Origin of the sequence: uncultured Pseudoflavonifractor sp. (assembly GCF_944387275.1) — a bacterium.
GTDB classification, from domain to species: Bacteria; Bacillota; Clostridia; order Oscillospirales; family Oscillospiraceae; genus Pseudoflavonifractor; species Pseudoflavonifractor intestinihominis.
The window spans coordinates 1-18825 of record NZ_CALXEG010000051.1; the positions used below are offsets into that span (position 1 = coordinate 1).

At 65.6% G+C, this 18825-nt stretch carries 20 protein-coding genes and 3 tRNA genes; 9 read left to right on the forward strand and 14 right to left on the reverse strand.

The features are described from left to right. From Q0K23_RS11280 to Q0K23_RS11305, 6 genes are all read left to right on the forward strand, one after another. On the forward strand, nt 1–2735 hold a 2735-nt coding region (locus tag Q0K23_RS11280), incomplete at its 5' end, for a phosphoribosylformylglycinamidine synthase (RefSeq protein WP_294522202.1). Nucleotides 2736–2862: 127 nt separating this feature from the next. Continuing rightward, nucleotides 2863–3093, forward strand: a complete 231-nt coding sequence (locus Q0K23_RS11285; RefSeq protein WP_294522206.1) for a phage-shock protein — start codon at nt 2863–2865, stop codon at nt 3091–3093. Between the two features lie 92 nt (nt 3094–3185). Then, nucleotides 3186–3875: a VanR-ABDEGLN family response regulator transcription factor gene (vanR, locus tag Q0K23_RS11290; RefSeq protein WP_294522208.1), complete on the forward strand. Its 690-nt coding sequence runs from the start codon at nt 3186–3188 to the stop codon at nt 3873–3875. A 100-nt stretch (nt 3876–3975) separates the two neighbouring features. Further along, a tRNA-Met gene (locus Q0K23_RS11295) sits at nt 3976–4052 on the forward strand. A gap of 38 nt (nt 4053–4090) precedes the next feature. Continuing rightward, nucleotides 4091–4165: transfer RNA gene (locus tag Q0K23_RS11300), tRNA-Glu, on the forward strand. A gap of 35 nt (nt 4166–4200) precedes the next feature. Further along, nucleotides 4201–4276 (forward strand) — tRNA-Val (locus Q0K23_RS11305). A 264-nt stretch (nt 4277–4540) separates the two neighbouring features. Here Q0K23_RS11305 and Q0K23_RS11310 read toward each other — a convergent pair. Together Q0K23_RS11310 and Q0K23_RS11315 are read right to left on the reverse strand one after the other, a co-directional pair. Then, entirely contained in the window at nt 4541–5917 is a 1377-nt protein-coding gene (locus Q0K23_RS11310; RefSeq protein ID WP_294522209.1) for a DUF2812 domain-containing protein, read from the reverse strand. Continuing rightward, nucleotides 5914–6237, reverse strand: coding sequence for a PadR family transcriptional regulator (locus Q0K23_RS11315; protein ID WP_148318009.1), 324 nt, complete (start codon nt 6235–6237; stop codon nt 5914–5916). The genes Q0K23_RS11310 and Q0K23_RS11315 overlap by 4 nt, the downstream gene beginning before the upstream one ends. Before the next feature lie 175 nt (nt 6238–6412). Here Q0K23_RS11315 and Q0K23_RS11320 point away from each other — a divergent pair, with 175 nt between their 5' ends. Further along, nucleotides 6413–6658 (forward strand): hypothetical protein, encoded by a 246-nt coding sequence (locus tag Q0K23_RS11320; protein WP_294522212.1) that lies wholly within the window; start codon nt 6413–6415, stop codon nt 6656–6658. Nucleotides 6659–6794: 136 nt separating this feature from the next. Continuing rightward, nucleotides 6795–7511, forward strand: a complete 717-nt coding sequence (locus tag Q0K23_RS11325; protein ID WP_294522215.1) for a Bax inhibitor-1/YccA family protein — start codon at nt 6795–6797, stop codon at nt 7509–7511. Between the two features lie 51 nt (nt 7512–7562). On the opposite strand, the gene Q0K23_RS11330 is transcribed toward Q0K23_RS11325, so the two are convergent. From Q0K23_RS11330 to Q0K23_RS11365, 8 genes are all read right to left on the reverse strand, one after another. Next, the gene (locus Q0K23_RS11330; protein ID WP_294522218.1) at nt 7563–8318 is read right to left on the reverse strand and encodes an ABC transporter ATP-binding protein; all 756 of its coding nucleotides are present in this window, start codon (nt 8316–8318) and stop codon (nt 7563–7565) included. Then, the gene (locus tag Q0K23_RS11335; protein ID WP_294522221.1) at nt 8315–9391 is read right to left on the reverse strand and encodes an iron ABC transporter permease; all 1077 of its coding nucleotides are present in this window, start codon (nt 9389–9391) and stop codon (nt 8315–8317) included. The genes Q0K23_RS11330 and Q0K23_RS11335 overlap by 4 nt, the downstream gene beginning before the upstream one ends. After that, nucleotides 9384–10505: an iron ABC transporter substrate-binding protein gene (locus Q0K23_RS11340; RefSeq protein ID WP_294522224.1), complete on the reverse strand. Its 1122-nt coding sequence runs from the start codon at nt 10503–10505 to the stop codon at nt 9384–9386. The genes Q0K23_RS11335 and Q0K23_RS11340 overlap by 8 nt, the downstream gene beginning before the upstream one ends. A gap of 96 nt (nt 10506–10601) precedes the next feature. Next, on the reverse strand, nt 10602–11129 hold the full coding sequence (locus tag Q0K23_RS11345) for an FmdE family protein (protein ID WP_294522227.1): 528 nt from the start codon (nt 11127–11129) through the stop codon (nt 10602–10604). After that, nucleotides 11122–12489, reverse strand: a complete 1368-nt coding sequence (gene larC, locus Q0K23_RS11350; RefSeq protein WP_294522230.1) for a nickel pincer cofactor biosynthesis protein LarC — start codon at nt 12487–12489, stop codon at nt 11122–11124. The genes Q0K23_RS11345 and larC overlap by 8 nt, the downstream gene beginning before the upstream one ends. Continuing rightward, nucleotides 12486–13280, reverse strand: coding sequence for a nickel pincer cofactor biosynthesis protein LarB (gene larB / locus Q0K23_RS11355; protein WP_294522233.1), 795 nt, complete (start codon nt 13278–13280; stop codon nt 12486–12488). Before larB ends, larC begins: the two co-directional genes overlap by 4 nt. 5 nt (nt 13281–13285) lie before the next feature. Beyond that, entirely contained in the window at nt 13286–14038 is a 753-nt protein-coding gene (gene larE / locus Q0K23_RS11360; RefSeq protein ID WP_294522236.1) for an ATP-dependent sacrificial sulfur transferase LarE, read from the reverse strand. A gap of 541 nt (nt 14039–14579) precedes the next feature. Further along, on the reverse strand, nt 14580–15713 hold the full coding sequence (locus Q0K23_RS11365; RefSeq protein WP_294522239.1) for an aldo/keto reductase: 1134 nt from the start codon (nt 15711–15713) through the stop codon (nt 14580–14582). Between the two features lie 166 nt (nt 15714–15879). Here Q0K23_RS11365 and Q0K23_RS11370 point away from each other — a divergent pair, with 166 nt between their 5' ends. Beyond that, nucleotides 15880–16668 (forward strand): N-acetylmuramoyl-L-alanine amidase family protein, encoded by a 789-nt coding sequence (locus Q0K23_RS11370; protein WP_294522242.1) that lies wholly within the window; start codon nt 15880–15882, stop codon nt 16666–16668. 151 nt (nt 16669–16819) lie between these two features. Here the strand turns inward: Q0K23_RS11370 and Q0K23_RS11375 are convergent, their stop codons facing one another. The 4 genes from Q0K23_RS11375 to Q0K23_RS11390 all read right to left on the reverse strand — a co-directional run. Then, nucleotides 16820–17065, reverse strand: coding sequence for a hypothetical protein (locus Q0K23_RS11375; protein ID WP_294522245.1), 246 nt, complete (start codon nt 17063–17065; stop codon nt 16820–16822). A 151-nt stretch (nt 17066–17216) separates the two neighbouring features. Next, nucleotides 17217–17429, reverse strand: coding sequence for a cold-shock protein (locus Q0K23_RS11380; protein ID WP_294522247.1), 213 nt, complete (start codon nt 17427–17429; stop codon nt 17217–17219). Nucleotides 17430–17626: 197 nt separating this feature from the next. Continuing rightward, nucleotides 17627–18064 carry a hypothetical protein gene (locus Q0K23_RS11385; RefSeq protein ID WP_294522250.1) on the reverse strand — a complete coding sequence of 146 codons (438 nt, stop codon included), beginning with the start codon at nt 18062–18064 and terminating at the stop codon, nt 17627–17629. A gap of 149 nt (nt 18065–18213) precedes the next feature. Beyond that, nucleotides 18214–18825, reverse strand: a 612-nt coding sequence (locus Q0K23_RS11390) for an FGGY-family carbohydrate kinase (RefSeq protein ID WP_294522254.1), incomplete at its 5' end; no start/stop codon positions are given.

Genomic DNA, 18825 nt, shown 5'->3' on the forward strand with positions numbered 1-18825 from the left:
AGAACGAGACCCACAACCACCCCACTGAGATCGAGCCCTTCGGCGGCGCGGCCACCTGCATCGGCGGCGCCATCCGTGACCCCCTGTCCGGCCGGGCCTATGTGTACCAGGCCATGCGCGTCACCGGCTGCGGCGACCCCCGCACCCCCCTGGACCAGACCCTGAGCGGCAAGCTGTCCCAGCGCAAGATCGCCCAGACCGCCGCCGCCGGCTACTCCTCCTACGGCAACCAGATCGGCCTGGCCACCGGCCAGGTGTCCGAGCTCTACCACCCCGGCTACGTGGCCAAGCACCTGGAGCTGGGCGCCGTGGTGGCCGCCGCCCCCGTGGAGCACGTGGTGCGGGAGTGCCCCGCCCCCGGCGACGTGGTCATCCTGCTGGGCGGCCGCACCGGCCGCGACGGCATCGGCGGCGCCACCGGCTCCTCCAAGAGCCACAACCTGGAGAGCCTGGACACCATGGCCTCTGAGGTCCAGAAGGGCAACGCCCCCGAGGAGCGGAAGATCCAGCGGCTCTTCCGCCGGGGCGAGGTGACCCGGCTCATCAAGCGGTGCAACGACTTCGGCGCCGGCGGCGTCAGCGTGGCCATCGGCGAGCTGGCCGACGGCCTGGCCATCAGCCTGGACGCGGTGCGCAAGAAGTACGACGGCCTGGACGGCACCGAGCTGGCCATCTCCGAGAGCCAGGAGCGCATGGCCGTGGTGGTGGCCCCTGAGGACGCCGCCGCCTTCATCGCCGCCGCCGAGAGCGAGAACCTGGAGGCCTATCAGGTGGCCACCGTCACCCAGGACCCCCGCATGGTCATGACCTGGAACGGCCAGACCGTGGCCAGCCTGTCCCGAGCCTTCCTGTCCTCCAACGGCGCGGACAAGCATATCACCGTCACCGTCCCCGCCCGCAAGGCCCACGTGAAGGAGCTGCGTCCCTCCCGCCTGCGCCAGCTGGCCGGCGAGCTGGATCTGGCCACCCAGCGGGGCCTGGGGGAGCGGTTCGACGGCTCCATCGGCGCGGGCAGCGTGCTCATGCCCTTCGGCGGCGCGGCCCAGACCAGCCCCACCCAGGCCATGGCCGCCCTGCTGCCCGTGGGCCCCGGCCACGAGACCGACACCTGCTCCGTCATGGCCTGGGGCTTTGACCCCGACCGCATGGCCCGGGACCCCTTCGGCGGCGCCCAGGCCTCGGTGGTGGAGTCCCTGGCCCGGCTGGTGGCCTCCGGCTGCGATTACAGAAAGGCCTATTTCTCCTTCCAGGAGTACTTTGAGAAGCTGCGCACCGACCCGGAGCGGTGGGGCAAGCCCTTCCAGGCCCTGCTGGGCGCCCTGCGGGCCCAGCTGAAGCTGGGCGTGGCCGCCATCGGCGGCAAGGACTCCATGTCCGGCTCCTTCCTGGACCTGGACGTGCCCCCCACGCTGGTGTCCTTCGCCATCGCCCCCGCCAAGGCCGGAGAGGTCATCTCCCCCGAGTTCAAGGCCGGCGGACACCCGGTCTACCTGTTCCAGAGCGTCACCTATAACGACTACGACAGCATCAAGAAGACCTGGGAGACCTTCCATGACCTGTGCCGGGCGGGCAAGGTGTGCTCCGCCTGGGCAGTGGGCAGCGGCGGCCTGGCCGAGGGTATCATGAAGATGTCCTTCGGCAACCGGGTGGGCTTTGCAGCCGAGCCCTCCGCCGAGAGCAGCCTGTTCTACACCGGCATGTGCGGCGCCATCCTGGCCGAGTGCGACGGCCCCGTGCCCGGCGGCATGCTGGTGGGCCGCACCACCGACGCCGCCACCATCGTCCTGGGCGGCGAGTCCGTCACCGTGGACCAGCTGCTGACCATCAACGAGGGCGTGCTGGAGGAGGTCTATCCCACCCGTGCCGGCACCTCCGGCAAGGTGGAGCCCATCTCCTGGAGCGGTCGCTCTCCCGCGGTGTGCGCCCACAAGACGGCCCACCCCCGTGCGGTCATCCCCGTCTTCCCCGGCACCAACTGCGAGTACGACACCGCCGCCGCCTGCCTGCGGGCGGGCATCGAGCCGGAGATCCTGGTGGTGCGCAACGGCGGCACCGCTCAGCTCCGGGAGTCCGCCCAGGCCCTGGAGGAGGCCATCCGCCGCAGCCAGATGATCGTGGTGCCCGGCGGCTTCTCCGGCGGCGACGAGCCCGACGGCTCGGGCAAGTTCATCGCCTCCTTCTTCCGCAGCGGCCCCATCACCGACGCGGTCCACGACCTGCTCAAGCACCGGGACGGCCTGATGCTGGGCATCTGCAACGGCTTCCAGGCCCTCATCAAGCTGGGCCTGGTGCCCTACGGCGAGATCCGTCCCATGGACGACACCTGCCCCACCCTGACCTATAACCTGATCGGCCGCCACCAGAGCCGGTACGTCACCACCCGGGTGGCCAGCGTCAACTCCCCCTGGATGCTCAAGAGCCAGGTGGGCGACCTCCACGCCATCCCCGTCTCCCACGGCGAGGGCCGCTTCGTGGCCCCCGAGGGCCTGCTGAAGGACCTGATCGCCAAGGGCCAGGTGGCCACCCAGTACGTGGACGCCGCCGGCGTGCCCTCCATGGACATCTCCGTCAACCCCAACGGCTCCATGGAGGCGGTGGAGGGCATCTTCTCCCCCGATGGCCGGGTGTTCGGCAAGATGGGCCACAGCGAGCGTCGCGGCCCCTGGGTCGCCCGCAATATCCCCGGCGACAAGCACCAGCCCCTCTTTGAGAGCGGCGCGGAGTACTTCAAGTAAATACATGCCGTCCAAGGGGCGCCGGGATACCGGCGCCCCTTTTTTATCTTTTTTTAATCCTTCCCCTATGGAGGATTTAACATTGCGGTGGTACAATTTTCCCAACAAAACAAAGGAGGCATCCTGTATGATTACCCTGATCGTGGGCTGCTTCGCGGCCATTGTGGTGCTGGCGGTGGTGCTGGCCATCCTCAGCGTGCCCGTGATGATCATCATGGCCCTGGCGCCCTGGGTGCTGGCCGTGGCCGGCGTGGTGCTGCTGGTCAAGGCCCTCACCGAAAAACCCATGCGCTGGGAGAACTTTATGCCCGCCGTGGTGGCCTTTCTCCTCTCCGGCCTCATCCGCTGGATCTTCTGAGGAGAATCTGAACATTTCCTTACGAATACCCGCCGGCCTTGACTTATGTCCCGGCCGGCGGATATAATCGGAGGAAAGGAGGCGGTGCGACCGTGAAGGCCAATATTCTGGTGGTGGACGACGAGCCCGAGATCGCCGACCTGGTGGAGGTCTACCTCAAGAGCGAGGGGTTCACCGTCTTCAAGTGCGGCACCGGCGCCGACGCCCTCCAGTGCGTGAACCGGGAGCGGCTGGACCTGGCCATCCTGGACGTGATGCTGCCCGATATCTCCGGCTTTACCCTGTGCGGGGAGATCCGCCGGGAGCACCACTTTCCCGTGCTCATGCTCACCGCCCGCACCGAGGACATGGACAAGATCACCGGGCTGACCATTGGCGCCGACGACTACATGACCAAGCCCTTCAACCCCCTGGAGCTGGTGGCCCGGGTGAAGGCCCAGCTGCGGCGGTACACCCACTACAACGAGAACGACCGGACCGTGGGGGACGTCATCGACTTCAACGGACTGGTCATCAACCGGGCGACCCACGAGTGCACCCTGTACGACAAGCCTCTGAACCTGACCCCGCTGGAGTTTGACATCCTGTGGATGCTGTGCGAGAACCGGGGGCAGGTCATCTCCGCGGAGAAGCTGTTCGAGACCGTGTGGGGGGAGAAGTACCTGGACCGGAACAACACTGTCATGGTCCATATCCGACGCCTGCGGGAGAAGATGGGGGAGCCCGGCCGCAGCCCCCGGTTCATCAAAACCGTGTGGGGCGTGGGGTATAAGATCGACTGAACGGGAACCAAAAAAGTTTTTCAAAAAAATTTGAAAAAAGCGTTGACAAACAGGGGGGTGTCGTATATAATAACTCTTGCCCTGTTCGACGGGGTTACATGGCGGCATAGCTCAGTTGGCTAGAGCATGCGGTTCATACCCGCAGTGTCCCCGGTTCGAATCCAGGTGCCGCTACCATAAAAATCTAACAGGATGGGTTCCCGTCCTGTGCAGACGGCCCGGTGGTCAAGCGGCTAAGACACCGCCCTTTCACGGCGGTAACACGGGTTCGATTCCCGTCCGGGTCACCAACCCCTTACGGGGCATGACCGGACATACCAGATATGGAGGCATAGCTCAGCTGGTAGAGCGTCCGCCTCACACGCGGAAGGTCACAGATTCGAGTTCTGTTGTCTCCACCACAAAAACACCTGAAACCGAAAGGTTTCAGGTGTTTTTGTTTTTCTGAAAGAGGACAAGGGCCAGCAAGTTCGGCGGGCGACCGCCTCCAACGGGTCAGGCCGCAGATTTGAGTTCTGCTGTCTCCGCTGCAAAACAGCCACGTCAAACAACGTGGCTGTTTTTGTTTTCAGAAAGCAGACAGGAGTTGGCGTGCTCGGCGGACGACCGCCAGTAACAGCACCTGAAGCTACGGCTTCAGGTGCTTTTTTGCTTACAGGGACATATCAGCCGCCCAACAGCTCTGCTGCGGTGCGGATCTGCTCCGGGGTGGGGGTCCAGTAAAAGGTGAGCTCCACCATGCGGCTCTCCCAGCAGATAAGGTAGGTATCCCGAGGACCGTCGTCCCGGTAGACCTGATAGGCTGCCTGAGCGCCCCAGAGGGCGGCGTCTATGGGCTCGTAGTGGTCCACAAACACATAGTCGTCGATGATCTCATCCTGATGCTCCTCCAGCAGGCTCTGCACGACGAGATCATGGAGGAAGGGCAGCTTGACATCGGTGACGGTGTAGCTGAGCTGGTAGTCCCGCTCCTCCTGGTTGAAGAGAGGCCGCTGCTCGTATTCACACCGGGAGAGAAGGAAGGTCTCCTGACAGTCGGCCTCCTTGGAGTACTGGGTGTCTGTCTCCACTAGGTCCTCTACTGTCAGGGGTATGGGGTCGTCGTAGATGTCCAAGGTAATATTGCCCCACTGGTAGCTGCCCACGGGCTGGCGGCTGTCACCAAAGGAGAGCAGGCCGGTGAGAATGCCGGCGGTGATACCGGCCAGCCCCACCACGGTCAGCAGCAGAATACAGCCCATGGTAGCCGCCTGGTTGACCCTGCGGGAGACGCCCCGCTTTTTCAGCCATCTGGACAGGCGGCGGCCCAGCAGACCCACCGCCACGATGACCGCCAGCCACACCGCCAGGAACAAAAACTTGCGGACAGAGCCGGACAGGGAGAGAATCAGGAGCAGGACGGCCACAGTCAGCAGGCACCAGCCCAACGGCTGATTGGAGTGGACGGGCAGGAAAACGCCCTGCTCCGCGGCCCGCTTTGCCCGCCGGTGCCAGAGAAAGTAGTGGATCAGCTCGTAGACGGGGAACACCACCAGCAGCAGCCACAAGGGAAGGGAGAACATATAGGACGGAGTGGACAGGTAATCCACCGGGTTCCGCCACAGCTGACGGAGCTGGGACACCAGAATAAACAGGTAGAGGGCCAGGGACAGGAGCTGAGCGGTGAGCACCCGCTTGGACATGGTGCGGTGGATGGTCTCCACCTGGGCCACCGGGTCTGTGTCGATGGGCACGGCGTCCGCCCGGTCGGTGTAAAAAATCTGCATGGCGTCCCACCGGGCCGCCAGCTTCCAGCCGTCCTGGGCACAGAAGTCCTCCTTTATCAGCTGCCGCTGGCTGGGGCTGGGGTCAAACTCCGAGGCGTCGGGGAAGTAGGTCACCGCAAACCGCAGCCGCTGGGGCCGGATTTTCCGGTAGCTCCAGAGCAGCCCGCCGGGCTGCTCGATCATCCAGCCCTGGGCGGCCATCTGCTCCAGCTTCTTCTCAATCCCCTTTTGGTCGTAAAAGGAGAGGGTGGTAAAACAGCGTCTGGTCTCGCTCATTCCTGTGCCTCCTCTCTCAAAACACGGTCATAGTCCTCCGTCTGGCTCCGGAGCCGCCGGTATTCCCGGTCCAGCATCTCCCGGCCCTTGTCCGTGATGAGGTAGCTGCGGCGGCGGCCGGCCGCCTCGGTCTCCTGAATCACCCCCGCCGCCAGGAACTGCTCCAGCAGGTCGTACAGGGTGCCCGAGCCGATGGTCACCCGGCCCTCGGTCAGGGCCCGCACCGCCTCCAGAATGTCCGACCCGCGGCGCTCCCGGCGCAGGCAGAGCAGAATGTAAAACATCTGCTCGGTGAGGGTCTTGAATTTCTCCCGGGGCATGGCGTCTCCCTTCTTTCTCGATTATCGAGTTTTCTCCAACTCCATTATAACTCGAATATCGAGAAAGTCAACGCGGCAAAATGGAGAAAACAGCGGCGCCGTTGCCATATGGGCATAGATATGGTATAAAGGGAGTGGAGAAAGACCGCTTTTCACCCGGAAAGGAGACGAAAAAATGGAAAAACTCACCTTTAAAAATCAGCTCATCCTGGGCGTGGCCATCCTGCTGGCCGGCTTTGCGTGCGCCTCCGCCACGAAAATACCGGCGTGCGCCAACGTGGGCTGTATCATGTACGGCTTCCTGTTTGTCATCCACCCGGTGTGGCCCGAGCGCGCCAGAAACCCCAGAATGGCGCTGTACATGCACCTGACCGGCGTGGTCATCATCCTGCTTGGGCTCATCGGCCGGTTCGGCGTCTGACAGGGGGACAGTTTTCCCCCAATGGCACTTTTCTTTTAGGGGGAAACCGTGTATACTAACGCCAGAATCCCGTGCTCTCCCGCCGGCAGAGCGCCGCGCAGGGGGAAATTTTCCCACGGGGAGAGGAGAATGCTCCGTGTACGAAAACAACTACTATACCCAGGAGGGCTACGGCGGCTACGGCATGGTGGAGACCGTGGGCCGGTACACCGCCCGCACCTTCCTCTGGATGTTCGCCGGCCTGGCGGTCACCTTCGGCGTGGCCCTGGCCGGGTATATCACCGGCTTCAGCTTCCGGCTCCTGTTCAACTCCTTCACCTATATCGGCCTGGCTGTGGCCCAGATCGTGGTGGTCCTGGTGCTGGCGGCCCGGGTCAACAGCCTGTCCGTCCCGGCGGCCCGGTTTCTGTTCTTCGCCTACGCCGCCCTCACCGGCGTGACCTTCTCGGTCTATTTCATCATCTTTGACGTGGCCAGCCTGGTGCTGGTGTTCGGCGTCACCGCCCTGTACTTCGGCGCCATGGCCGTCTTCGGCTATGTCACCAAGGCCGACCTGTCCCGCATCCGCACCGTGCTGATGGGCGGGCTCATCTTCCTGGTGCTCTTCGGCCTCATCTCCATGTTCATCCCCGGCCTCCAGGCCCTGGACCGGATCTACTGCCTCATCGGCATCGCCGTGTTCCTGGGCTTCACCGCCTACGACACCCAGAAGATCAAGGCCCTCCACGCCTACTACGGCCATGACCCCGAGATGGCGGCCAAGGCCTCCATCTTTGCCGCCCTCCAGCTCTACCTGGACTTCATCAACCTGTTCCTCTACCTGCTCCGCTTCCTGGGCCGGCGGCGGAACTGACAAGACAGAAAACGCCCCTGCGCCCAGCGGCGCAGGGGCGTTTTTGCGTATTCAGCACACCGGCACCACCACCGGGATGCCGTCCACCCGGCAGACCCGGGCATTGACGTTATACACGTCCCGGATGTTCTCCTCGCTGACCACCGACGCGTCCCCGAAGGCGTGGATGCCGCCGTTGTGGAGCAGGAGAAAGCGGTCGCAGTACCGCAGGGCCAGGTTCAGGTCGTGGATGACCATGACGGAGGCGATGTTCCGCTCCCGGCACAGCTTCTGCACCAGGGAGAGCACCTCGTACTGGTTGTGCAGGTCCAGATTGCTGGTGGGCTCGTCCAGCAGCAGCACCCTGGGCTGCTGCACCAGGGCCCGGGCCAGCATGATCTTCTGCTGCTCGCCGCCGGAGAGCCGGTCCATGGGCCGGACAGCCATGTCCTCCAGCCCCAGGGCGGAGAGCATCTGGTCCACCAGGCGGTAGTCCTCCGCCGAGGCCCCCCACTTCATGTAGGGCTTGCGGCCCAGCAGCAGCATGTCGTACACCGTCAGGTGGCTGGCCGGGGGATTCTGGGCCACAAAGGCCACGTTTTTGGCCATCTCGGCGTGGGACATGGTGAGCAGCTCCGTCCCGTCCACCTTCACCGAGCCGGACTGGGGCTTTAAGATGTGGCTGAAGCACTTGAGCAGGGTGCTCTTGCCCGCGCCGTTGTTGCCCAGAATGGCCAGGCACTCCCCGCTCCGGGCCTCAAAGGACACGTCATGGAGAATCTGCCGGCCGCAGCGGTAGGAGAAATTCAGATGTTCCACAGTCATCATGAGCGGTTCCGTCCTTTGAACAGCAGGTAGAGAAACAGGGGAGCCCCCAGGAAGGAGGTGATGGCGCCGATGGGCAGCACCACCGGGGCCACCACGTTCCGGGCCACCAGGTCCCCCAGCAGCAGCAGCGCGGCCCCCATGAGGGCGGAGCCGGGGATGAGATAGCAGTAGTTGTTGCCCAGGAAGCGGCGGACCATGTGGGGGGCCACCAGGCCGATGAAGTTGATGATGCCCACGTAGGACACCACCACCGCCGCCACCACCGAGCAGACGAGCACGTTGACCAGGCGCAGGCGGCTCACGTTCACCCCCAGGCTGACGGCGGTCTGCTCGCCGCTCTCCAGGGCGTTGTAGTTCCAGCGGTTGCAGAAGAAGTACAGCCCGGCGGCGGCCACCATCGCCGCCATGATGCCCACCTCGCTCCAGCCGGTGCGGCCCAGGTCGCCGAAGGTCCAGAACACCAGGGAGGTGAGCTGTACCTCGTCGGCAAAATATTGCAGCAGGGTGGTGGCCCCGGAGAACAGGGAGCTGAGGGCCACGCCGGAGAGCACCATGGCCTCGGGGGTGATCTGACGCAGGCGGGACAGGGCCAGAATGAGCACCGACACGGCAATGCTGCCGCCGAAGGCGCACAGGCCGATGAGGGCCGGGTTGGAGAAGGTGACGCCGCCCCCGGCCTGGAGCCCGGCGCCCAGCACGATGATGGCGAAGGCGGCGCCGAATCCGGCGCCCTGGGAGATGCCCAGGGTGCTGGAGGAGGCCAGGGGGTTGCGCAGCACCGACTGGAGCACCACGCCGGCCACGCCCAGCCCCGCGCCGCCCAGAATGGCGGTGCAGATCCGGGGCAGGCGCATGTTGCGCACCACGATGTTGACGCTGTTGTCCTCCGCCCGGCCTGCGATGCCCTTGATGAGTTCCAGCACCGGCGTGTTGTAGGACCCGGCCCGGAGGGACAGCAGGGCCGCCGCCAGCAGCACGGCGCACAGGGCCAGCAGGACGCCGATATTTCTGGCCCGGTGGCGGGAGTAGGCCTCCGGCGCGCTCAGGCGCACCGCGTCCGCGCCCTTAGCCACCCAGGGTCATCTCCTTGAATTGGTAGCCCGCCGCCTGGTACTGGGCGTAGGCGTCCTCCACCCCCAGCATGGTCTGAAAGATCTCGTCGAACTTGGCGGCAATGTCCACGTCGGCAAACTGCTCCGGATAGAGCACCTTGCCCATGTAGTAGGCGTCGGCCAGGGCCAGCTCGGTGTTGGTGGCGCTGTACCGGAAGGAGATCTGGCTGTACACCCGGCCCTCTTTCACAGCGGTCAGGCTGTTGTAGAAGTCCGGGTTGGAGGCGTAGTCCTCGTTGATGAGAGACAGGCCGTTGAAGTCCACAAAGATCACGTCCGGGTCCCAGGTGAGCACCTGCTCCGGGTCCAGGCTGAAGGCGCCGGTCTGGCCGGTGGTGTCCGCCAGGTTCACCCCGCTGATGGCCGCCAGGGGGGCGTACCCCGCCTCGGTGCCCTCAAAGCCGTGGGAGCCCTTGAAGGACACGCCGGACACGTACACCGTGGGCTTGTCCGCGTCGGCCACACCGGCGGTGCGGTCGGCCAGGTCGGCCTGGATGCCCTTCAGGTAGGCTGCCAGCTCCTCCGCCCGGTCCTCCCTGTGGTACACCTCCCCCAGGATGGAGAGGATCTGGAACACGTTGTCGTCGAACATGCCCTCGTTGAGGGGCACCACCACCACCGGGATGCCCGTCTTGTCCTGGAGGGCCTGGGCGCTGTCGGCGTCGGTGTTGGCCACGATCACGTCGGGATCGGCCTTCAGGATCTCCTCGTCATAGGTCTCGCCGTTGTTGCCGGTGACGGGCAGGGAGGCGAACAGGTCCTGATTGAAGTAGCTGAAGGGCTTGGTGATGGGCGCCCCCACCTCGTCGCTCTCCACCCCCACCGCCAGGTCCTGGGCCTGGAGGTAGGTGGTGTACCGCAGGGTGCACACCCCCACGCACACCACGGAGGACACGGTCTCGGGGATCTCCACCTGCCGCCCGGCGGCGTCGGTGATGGTGCGGGTGCCGCCTGTTCCGGCGGTCTGCTCCGGAGAAGCGGACGGGGAGGGAGAGGTGGCTGCGGGCGCGGCGGCGCATCCGGCCAGGAGCAGCAGGGAGAGCAGCAGGGCGGTGAGACGGGTTTGCTTTTTCATGGAAAAACTCCTTTGCAGTGTCTGGAAGGTCAGAGGCTTTGAGGATGGGGCTGCATCCTTTCTCCGGCAGACGGCTTCCGCCGTTTGCCGGACGGGTCACCAGCCCCGGTCGTAGGGCTGGAAGCAGTCCAGGCAGAGCAGCTGGCCCTGGTGGAGCCGGGCCTTGTGCTCGGGGATGGTCTCGCCGCACTGGGCGCAGGTCACGTTGCCGAAGATGCGGGCCTTCTCAGGCACCGGCCGGGTGGGCTCCGAGAAAGAGAGCACCTCCTCCACCGGGGCGGTGAGGAGCCAGTTCTGCCGGGCGGGCCGGTCCATAGTCCGGTCCCCGGGCTTCACCGCCACCCGCAGACCCCTGCCGCTCTTGCGGCAGTAGAAGGTGAAGACCATCTTGCCGGTGCCCCGGTAGATGAGATTGCCCTTGCCCATGGTGCAGCCGGTGATGACCTGCACCGCGTCCACGGCGCAGGTGTCGTTCTCGGTGACGCACACCAGCTCCTCGTCGGCCTCCGGGCCGTCCAGGCCCAGCTTTGCCATGGCCTCGGTGGCCACCCGGAAGCCGGTGGCCAGGCCGGGGCACTTGTGGCCGTGAAATTCCGCGCATTTGTTCCAGAGTGCCTCATTCATGGGAAGATTCCTCCTTTTTTGTTCCGGTCAGGGCCGCCTCCCACACCTGGGCGAAGGGGACCCCCGCCCGGCGGGCCGCGGCGGCCACGTCGTCAAACTCCGGCTTCCGGTGGGAAATGTCCCAGCCCTGGGCCGTCTTGATGCGGATGGGGCCGAAGGGGGTGTCCGCCGTCTCGTGGCCGGGGGTGAGGAAATACTTGCCCCACCGGCGGGCCCGCAGGCCGTTGGTGGACGTCTCCCGCAGCACGGCCAGGGCCAGCTGGTCCTCACGTGCCGGGTCGCACAGCACGGTAATCACATGGCCGGGGCGGCCCTTTTTCATCACGCCGGGGGTGGCATACACGTCCAGCGCCCCCGCCTCCAGCAGCCGGGCGCAGGCGTAGGACAGGGCCTCGGGGGTCATGTCGTCCACATTGCACACCAGCTCGGCGATCTCCCCGTTGGCATTGTCCGCCGTCTCGCCCCAGAAGGCCCGGATGCAGTTGGCCCGGTCAAACTCCTTCTTGCCCACGCCGTAGCCTATCCCACGGGTGGCCATGACAGGCATGGGGCCGAATTCCTTTGCAAAGTGGGACACCAGGGCGGCGCCGGTGGGGGTGCACAGCTCCCCCTGCACCTCTCCGCCGTAGGAGGGCACCCCCTCCAGCAGGAAGGCGGTGGCGGGGGCGGGCACCGGCACCACCCCGTGGGCGCACCGGACAAAGCCGCTGCCCATGTGGACCGGGGAGGCCACGATTTTGTCCGGGGAGAGCAGATACATGGCGTAGCACACGCCCACCACGTCGGCCACCGCGTCCAGGGCCCCCACCTCGTGGAAGTGGACCTCCTCCACCGGGCAGCCGTGGGCTTTGGCCTCGGCGGCGGCAATGGAATCGTACACCGCCTGGGCGTGGGCCTTCACCTCCTCGGGCAGGGGCAGGCCGCCGATGAGAGAAGCGATGTGGCCGGGAGAGGCGTGGTGATGGTGGTGATGGCCGTGGCCGTGCTCATGGTCGTGCTCGTGGTCATGCTCATGGTGGTGCTCGTGGCAGTGGTCGTGGCCGGGACAGTGGGGGTCCTCCGGGTGACAGTGGTCGTGGCCATGGTGGTCATGGCCGTGGGGATGGACGTGGATATGCCCCTCAGCGGCGGCCATGGGCATGTCGTGGGATTCCTCCTCCTCACCGCCCACAGTCACCTCCATCCGGGTACCTGCGATGCCGCAGGTCTTGGCGGACAGGGGGGAGAGGGACACCCCGGGCAGACCCAGGGAGTTCATGGTGCTGACAAAGGCCGCCTTGTCGGGCAGCAGCTCGTAGAGGGCGGACATGAGCATGTCGCCGGCAGCGCCCATATTGCACTCCAGGTACAGAATCTTCACAGCGGTGAAGCCTCCTTGTGTTGGTCTTGGGAGGGCAGGCCCTCCATCTGATTGATCATGCTGGCCAGATACCCGGCGCCGAAGCCGTTGTCGATGTTGACCACGGCGGAGCCGGAGGCGCAGGAGTTGAGCATGGACAGCAGGGCGGACAGGCCGTGGAAGGAGGCGCCGTACCCCACGCTGGTGGGCACGGCGATGACCGGGCAGTCCACCAGGCCGCCCACCACGCTGGCCAGGGCCCCCTCCATGCCCGCCACCGCCACCACGCACCGGGCGGACATGAGCACGTCCAGCCTGGACAGCAGCCGGTGGAGCCCGGACACCCCCACGTCGTACAGCCGGGTGACCCGGTTGCCCATGGCCTCGGCGGTGAGGGCGGCCTCCTCGGCCACCGGCAGGTCGCTGGTGCCCCCGGTGGCCACCACAATGTGGCCCAGGGAGGGGGTGTCCGTCCGGGGCCAGGCCACCGCCAGCCTGGCGTCGGCGTGGTAGTCCAGCTCTGCCGTCCGACTCACGAACTCCGCCGCCTCCGGGCCCATACGGGTGATGAGGATGTTGCCGCAGCCCCGGCTGTGCATGGCCGCCACAATACCGGCGATCTGCTCCGGCGTCTTGCCCGCGCCGTAGATCACCTCCGCGTTGCCCTGGCGCACCGAACGGTGGTAATCCACCTTGGCGTACCCCAAATCCGCGAAGGGGGACAGCTTCAGCTCCAGCAGGGCCTCCTCGGGGGTGGCCTCCCCCGCCGCCACCGACCGGAGCAGGGAGAGAATCTCTCGTTTATTGTCCATATCCGTCAGCCTCCCGTCCGTGTATCGCAGTCCAGCAGCACCGTCTCAAACCAGGGGGAGAGGGCGGCTTTGACCGCCGCCCGCTCGCCCGCCGCCCGGGCAAAGTCCCGCTCCGTCAGCTGGAGCCGGGCCGCGCCGTGGAACAGCCGCACCCGGAAATCCCGGTATCCCAGGGCGGCCAGGGCGCTTTCCGCCCCCTCCACCGCCGTCAGGGCCTCCCGGGTGATGGCCGTGCCCGTGGGTACCCGGGTGGCCAGACAGGCATAGGCGGGCTTGTCCCAGGTGAACAGCCCCGCCTCTCTGGAGCGCTGCCGTACCTCAGCCTTGGTGATGCCGCACTCCCGCAGGGGGGAGCGGACCGCCAGCTCGGCCAGCGCCCGCATGCCGGGCCGGTCGCCGGCGTCGTCCGAGGCGTTGGTGCCGTCCATGAGCAGAGTGTACCCGTCGGCCAGGGCCGCCCCCTTCAGCAGGGTGAACAGGGCGGTCTTGCAGTGGTAGCACCGGTCTGGGCCGTTGGCCGCCGCGCCGGGCACCGACAGCACGTCGGCCTCCAGCACCGCCATGGGCATGCGCAGCTCCTCCGCCAGCCGCTTGGCGTCGGAGAGCTCAAAGGCGGGCTGGAAGGGAGAGTGGACATAGTAGGCCTTCACGTCCTGGGCCCACTCCCTGGCCGCCCAGAGGAGATAGGCCGAGTCCACCCCGCCGGAAAAGGCCAGGGCGGCCCTGGGATTCTCCCGGAAAAAGTCCTGAAGGGTCATAAATATCCTCCTGAGGAAAGAATATCCTCCCCCGGGGCAACAAAAAAAGACACACCCGCAATGGGGCATGCCTTCTGACATCCTGCGCGGCGCTCTGCCGCACGCTGGGCCGGGGAGAGGAAAAAAGACTGTGAGCGGAGCCCTTCTGGGCCCCAGGGAGGCCGCTTGACCTCCGACTTAATCAGTATAAACGACCGGCCGGAGGCAGTCAAGACAAATGTCGCGTCTGCGCCGGGGAGGGGGGAACAAAATCAGGGTGTTTACATAATCTTCATATCTTATTTAAAATCCGTCCAACAATTGCCTCTGTCCCAGTGCTATCCTATAGTCACAGCAAAGGAAATCCACCGATACCGCCTCGGGCTGTTGTGGCGGACCAGAGACAGCACGGCTCCCCGTGTTTCCATATAAAAAGCTAGTTTTTCATTTCTCCCTCTTCTATTCCTCTCTCTTCCAAATCAAAAGCAGGATGCCCGGCGCGCACAGTGCGCCGGGCATCCTGCTTTTTTGTCCACAGAATACGTCCGAAGGGTGGAAAACCTCAGCCCTTTGCGGCCTCGGCGGCAGCGGCGGCCACCTCCGCGATCCGGTCGGGAATGGGGATGTGCTGGGGGCAGCGGTCCACGCACTGGCCGCAGCGGACGCACTGGTCGGGCCGCATGGACTCGGGGATCAGGTCCCAGGTGTTGTCAAAGGAGCTCTTTTTGCCGTCCACGCAGAACTGGTTGTAGATGGCGAAGATGCGGGGAATGTCCACATGCCTGGGGCAGTCGGTGCAGTACCGGCAGCCGGTGCAGGGGATGGTGCCGGCGGAGCGGTACACCTCCACCGCCCTGGCCAGCACGGCCCGCTCCTCCTCCGAGAGGGGCTGGAAGGGGGACATGGTGGCGATGTTGTCCTCCACCTGCTCCATGGCCGACATACCGGAGAGCACGGTCATCACCCCGGGCAGGGAGGCGGCGTACCGCAGGGCCCAGGAGGCGGCGCTCTTCCCCGGCGCGGCCTCCTCCAGCACGGCCCGGGCCGCGGGGGTCAGATTGGCCAGGGCCCCGCCCCGCACCGGCTCCATCACGATGACGGGCAGGCCCCGCTCCGTGACGATCTCATACTGGCGCTTGGCGTTTTGCAGGTCCCAGTCCAGGTAGTTGAGCTGGAGCTGGACAAAGTCCCACTGGTGGTCGTCCAGAATGCGCTCCAGCAGCTCGGGCCGGTCGTGGAAGGAGAAGCCCAGCCGGCGGATACGGCCCCGGGCCTTCTCGTGGGAGAGCACCTGGTAGGCCCCGGAGGCCTGGAAGGTGGCGTAGTGCTCGGCGGTGATGCTGTGGGCCAGGTAGAAATCGAAGTAGTCCACCCGGCAGCGCTGGAGCTGGCGGGTAAAGATATCCTCCGCGTCGGAGGCGGACTTGGCCAGCCAGGTGGGCAGCTTGGTGGCCAGGTGAAAGCTCCTCCGGTCCCATTTGGCCAGCAGCTGCCCCAGGAAGGGCTCGCTCTCCCCCTTGTGGTAGTTCCAGGCCGTGTCAAAGTAGTTGACACCCGCCTCGTGGGCCCGCTCCAGCAGGCGGCGGCTCTCCCGGACAGCGATCATACCGTCGCTCTTGCGGGTGGGAAAGCGCATGCAGCCATAGCCCAGCAGGGAGATGTCCTCCCCGATGGACGAGAAATGCCGTTTCTCCATGTTGTCCTCCCTGTGGTCCGCCTCCCGGGCGGAAATTCACGTTGTACCCTGCCCATTATTATAATGCAGGCCGGGAGCGCCTGCAAGCCCTGGATTTTTCCCCAGGTGTACGGGGACATGCCACAGACCGGGCCGGAACCGCATAGTCTGGAGGGGAGGGAAGCACATGAATCTGACCGAACGCATTCTCACCGGCAGCGACTGCTGGAAAGCGGGGCGCACCATCACCCCCAAGGGGGTCATGGTCCACTCCACCGGCGTGGCACAGCCCGACCCGGAGGTATTCCTGAAAAACTGGAACAAGCCGGGTCTGGAGGCCTGTGCCCACGCCTTTGTGTACAAGGATGGGGTCATCCAGACCCTGCCCTGGAACTGGCGGGGCTGGCACGCAGGCGTACCCAAGGGGGGCGGCGTGTCCGCCAACAACACCCATATCAGCTTTGAGATCCTGGAGCCCGCCGGCCACACCTACCAGGGCGGCACCATGATCGGCTACGATGCGGAGAAGAACGCCGCCTATTTTGACGCGGTGTACCGGGGCGCCGTGGAGCTGACCGCCATGCTCTGCGCCCGGTACGGGCTGGACCCGCTGGAGCCGGGGGTGGTGGTGGACCACTCGGAGGGCTGCGCTCTGGGCATCGCCTCCAACCACGCCGACGTGAGCCACTGGTTCCCCAAGCACGGCAAGGATATGGACCAGTTCCGCGCCGACGTAGCCAGAGAGATGAAGGGAGGGGAAGAGGAGATGACCCAGGAGACATTCAACCAGATGTTCCGCGCCGCCATGGAGGCGTGGCAGGCCGAGCAGGCGGCCCAGCCCGTCAGCACCTGGGCGGAGGAGGCCTGGAAGGCGGCCAAGGCCGGCGGCGTGTTCGACGGCACGGCCCCCAGGACGGCCCTGACCAGGGAGCAGGCGGCCCTGGTGCTCTCGCGCATGCAGAAGCAGGGCGGCTGACCAGAGCGCCGCGGGAAAAGGGGGGACGTTCTTGGGAACGTCCCCCCTTTCCTATGTAAAAAGACAATAAAAGCCCGCCCCGGCGGGAGCCGGGGCGGGGGTGGGGGAACTCTGTGGCGGTAAGTACGCCGCCGGAGGGCGGCGTGGGTGTTCAGCCCCGGCTGCAGGGGCAGGAGGAGCCGGAATCCAGCTCCACGGCGGCCTGCAGGTTGGCGGAGCCCCGGGTCATAAAGGCCGGCATGGCCACATAGACCGGGTAGCTGTCCCCGGAGGAGTCGGAGTCCCACACGGGACGGTCGGGGAAGGAGGGAAGGGTGACGGCGCCGCCGTTCCCGCAGGAACAGCCGCAGGAGCACCCGCAGCAGCAACAGCAGCGGCGGTTGGAACAATTGCACATATGAGTATCCCCCAAAACAGATTTGGCGGGGCGGGGACGGCGGCGCCGCCTCCGCCCCACGGTACAGCATATGTCCGTGCGCCGCCGGGGGTGACAGCGTAAAAAAGCCCCCGCCGCGCACAGCGCGGCGGGGGCTTTTGATACCCTCAGATTAGAGAGGACGGACGTTGACAGCGCGGAGCTTGCCGGTGTCCTTGGGATCGGGCTCGGTGTCGTAGGTCACCTTCTGGCCCTCGGCGAGGGTCTTGAAGCCGTCCACCAGGATGGCGGAGAAGTGGACGAACACGTCGCCGCTGCCGTCGTCGTTGGAGATGAAGCCGAAGCCCTTGGTCTCATTGAACCACTTTACAGTACCGTGATACATGCTGGTACCTCCTCAAAAGATTTGATCTCTGCGCAAAAAGAAAACCCACATTTCCGTTTATCATCATCCAGTGAGCAGACGATGACTTACAAAAATGTGAGTTCAGGTCGTGCATAGAGAAGATCACGCTATATGATAGCATTCAACCGTAAGGTTGTCAACAGAAATAAATTGCCCGTCTTCCGGACCGGCGGAAATCACACCCGCTCCCGGTCCCGGTTGGCCTCCAGCAGGGCCCGGACGGTCTCGGGGGAGTAGGAGAGCAGACGGCCGTACTCCCGGGCGATCTGGGTCCGGTTGCCGCCGAAATAGGCCCGGCCCGCCACCATGGACGCCTTGCGCTCCTTGAGGCGCAGGTACTCCTCCAGCACGTGGTCCGCCCGGTAGAACAGGTAGAGGAACTTCCCGCGGGTGGCGGAGAGGGGAAAGAGGTCGGTCACCAGCGGCTCGGCCTCCGGGTAGCACTTCACGCCGTACTGTGCCGCGATCTTAGCGGCAAAGGGGCCCAGCTCCTCCCACTCCGCCCGGCTGTCCACCGGGTGGCTCAGGGCCAGGGCCTTGACTCCCGCCCGCACCATCTCACAAAAACAGTCCATCACGCCGCAGCGGTAGGAATATGTATCGATTTCCCGCATGAAACATCAGCCTCCTGTAGCTTGCCTTTTCCATTTTACTCCAAAAGGAGGGGGAGAACAAGGGGAAAAATGGCGCAGGTCCCGGGCAAAGCGCCCGGGACCTGGAGAATATGTGGGGGAGAGCGGGCGCGGCCCTGTCAGACGGGGTCTTACACGCCGCAGGCCCAGCCCCGGCTGCGGCTCACCGCCCGGTGCCAGTCCTCCATGAGGGCGGCGCGGCGGGCCGGGTCCATGTCGGGGGTGTAGGTGGTGTCGCAGGCCCAGAGGTGGGTGATCTCCTCCCGGTCCCTCCACACGCCCACGGCCAGACCGGCCAGATAGGCCGCCCCCAGGGCGGTGGTCTCCCGGATCATGGGCCGGCGGACCTGCCGGTCCAGAATGTCCGCCTGGAACTGCATGAGGAACCGGTCCCGGCTGGCGCCGCCGTCCGCCTTCAGCTGGGTGAGGGGCACGCCGGTATCCGCCTCCATGGCCCGCACCAGGTCGGCCACCTGGTAGGCGATGGACTCCTGGGCCGCCCGGATGATGTGTTCCCGCCGGGTGCCCCGGGTCAGGCCCACGATGCAGCCCCGGGCGTACATATCCCAGTAGGGGGCCCCCAGGCCGGTGAAGGCGGGCACCAGGTACACGCCGCCGTTGTCGGGCACCTTCTGGGCGTAGTACTCCGCGTCCCGGCTCTCGGTGAAGAAGCGCATCTCGTCCCGCAGCCACTGGATCACCGCGCCGCCCACGAATACCGAGCCCTCCAGGGCGTACTGCAC

Coding starts and splice junctions, on each gene's coding strand:
- Q0K23_RS11285 (WP_294522206.1), top strand. CDS start 2,863: ATGATTACCCTGATCGTGGGCTGCTTCGCGGCCATTGTGGTGCTGGCG.
- Q0K23_RS11310 (WP_294522209.1), bottom strand. CDS start 5,917: ATGAGCGAGACCAGACGCTGTTTTACCACCCTCTCCTTTTACGACCAA.
- Q0K23_RS11315 (WP_148318009.1), bottom strand. CDS start 6,237: ATGCCCCGGGAGAAATTCAAGACCCTCACCGAGCAGATGTTTTACATT.
- Q0K23_RS11320 (WP_294522212.1), top strand. CDS start 6,413: ATGGAAAAACTCACCTTTAAAAATCAGCTCATCCTGGGCGTGGCCATC.
- Q0K23_RS11330 (WP_294522218.1), bottom strand. CDS start 8,318: ATGATGACTGTGGAACATCTGAATTTCTCCTACCGCTGCGGCCGGCAG.
- Q0K23_RS11340 (WP_294522224.1), bottom strand. CDS start 10,505: ATGAAAAAGCAAACCCGTCTCACCGCCCTGCTGCTCTCCCTGCTGCTC.
- Q0K23_RS11345 (WP_294522227.1), bottom strand. CDS start 11,129: ATGAATGAGGCACTCTGGAACAAATGCGCGGAATTTCACGGCCACAAG.
- larB (WP_294522233.1), bottom strand. CDS start 13,280: ATGGACAATAAACGAGAGATTCTCTCCCTGCTCCGGTCGGTGGCGGCG.
- larE (WP_294522236.1), bottom strand. CDS start 14,038: ATGACCCTTCAGGACTTTTTCCGGGAGAATCCCAGGGCCGCCCTGGCC.
- Q0K23_RS11365 (WP_294522239.1), bottom strand. CDS start 15,713: ATGGAGAAACGGCATTTCTCGTCCATCGGGGAGGACATCTCCCTGCTG.
- Q0K23_RS11370 (WP_294522242.1), top strand. CDS start 15,880: ATGAATCTGACCGAACGCATTCTCACCGGCAGCGACTGCTGGAAAGCG.
- Q0K23_RS11375 (WP_294522245.1), bottom strand. CDS start 17,065: ATGTGCAATTGTTCCAACCGCCGCTGCTGTTGCTGCTGCGGGTGCTCC.
- Q0K23_RS11380 (WP_294522247.1), bottom strand. CDS start 17,429: ATGTATCACGGTACTGTAAAGTGGTTCAATGAGACCAAGGGCTTCGGC.
- Q0K23_RS11385 (WP_294522250.1), bottom strand. CDS start 18,064: ATGCGGGAAATCGATACATATTCCTACCGCTGCGGCGTGATGGACTGT.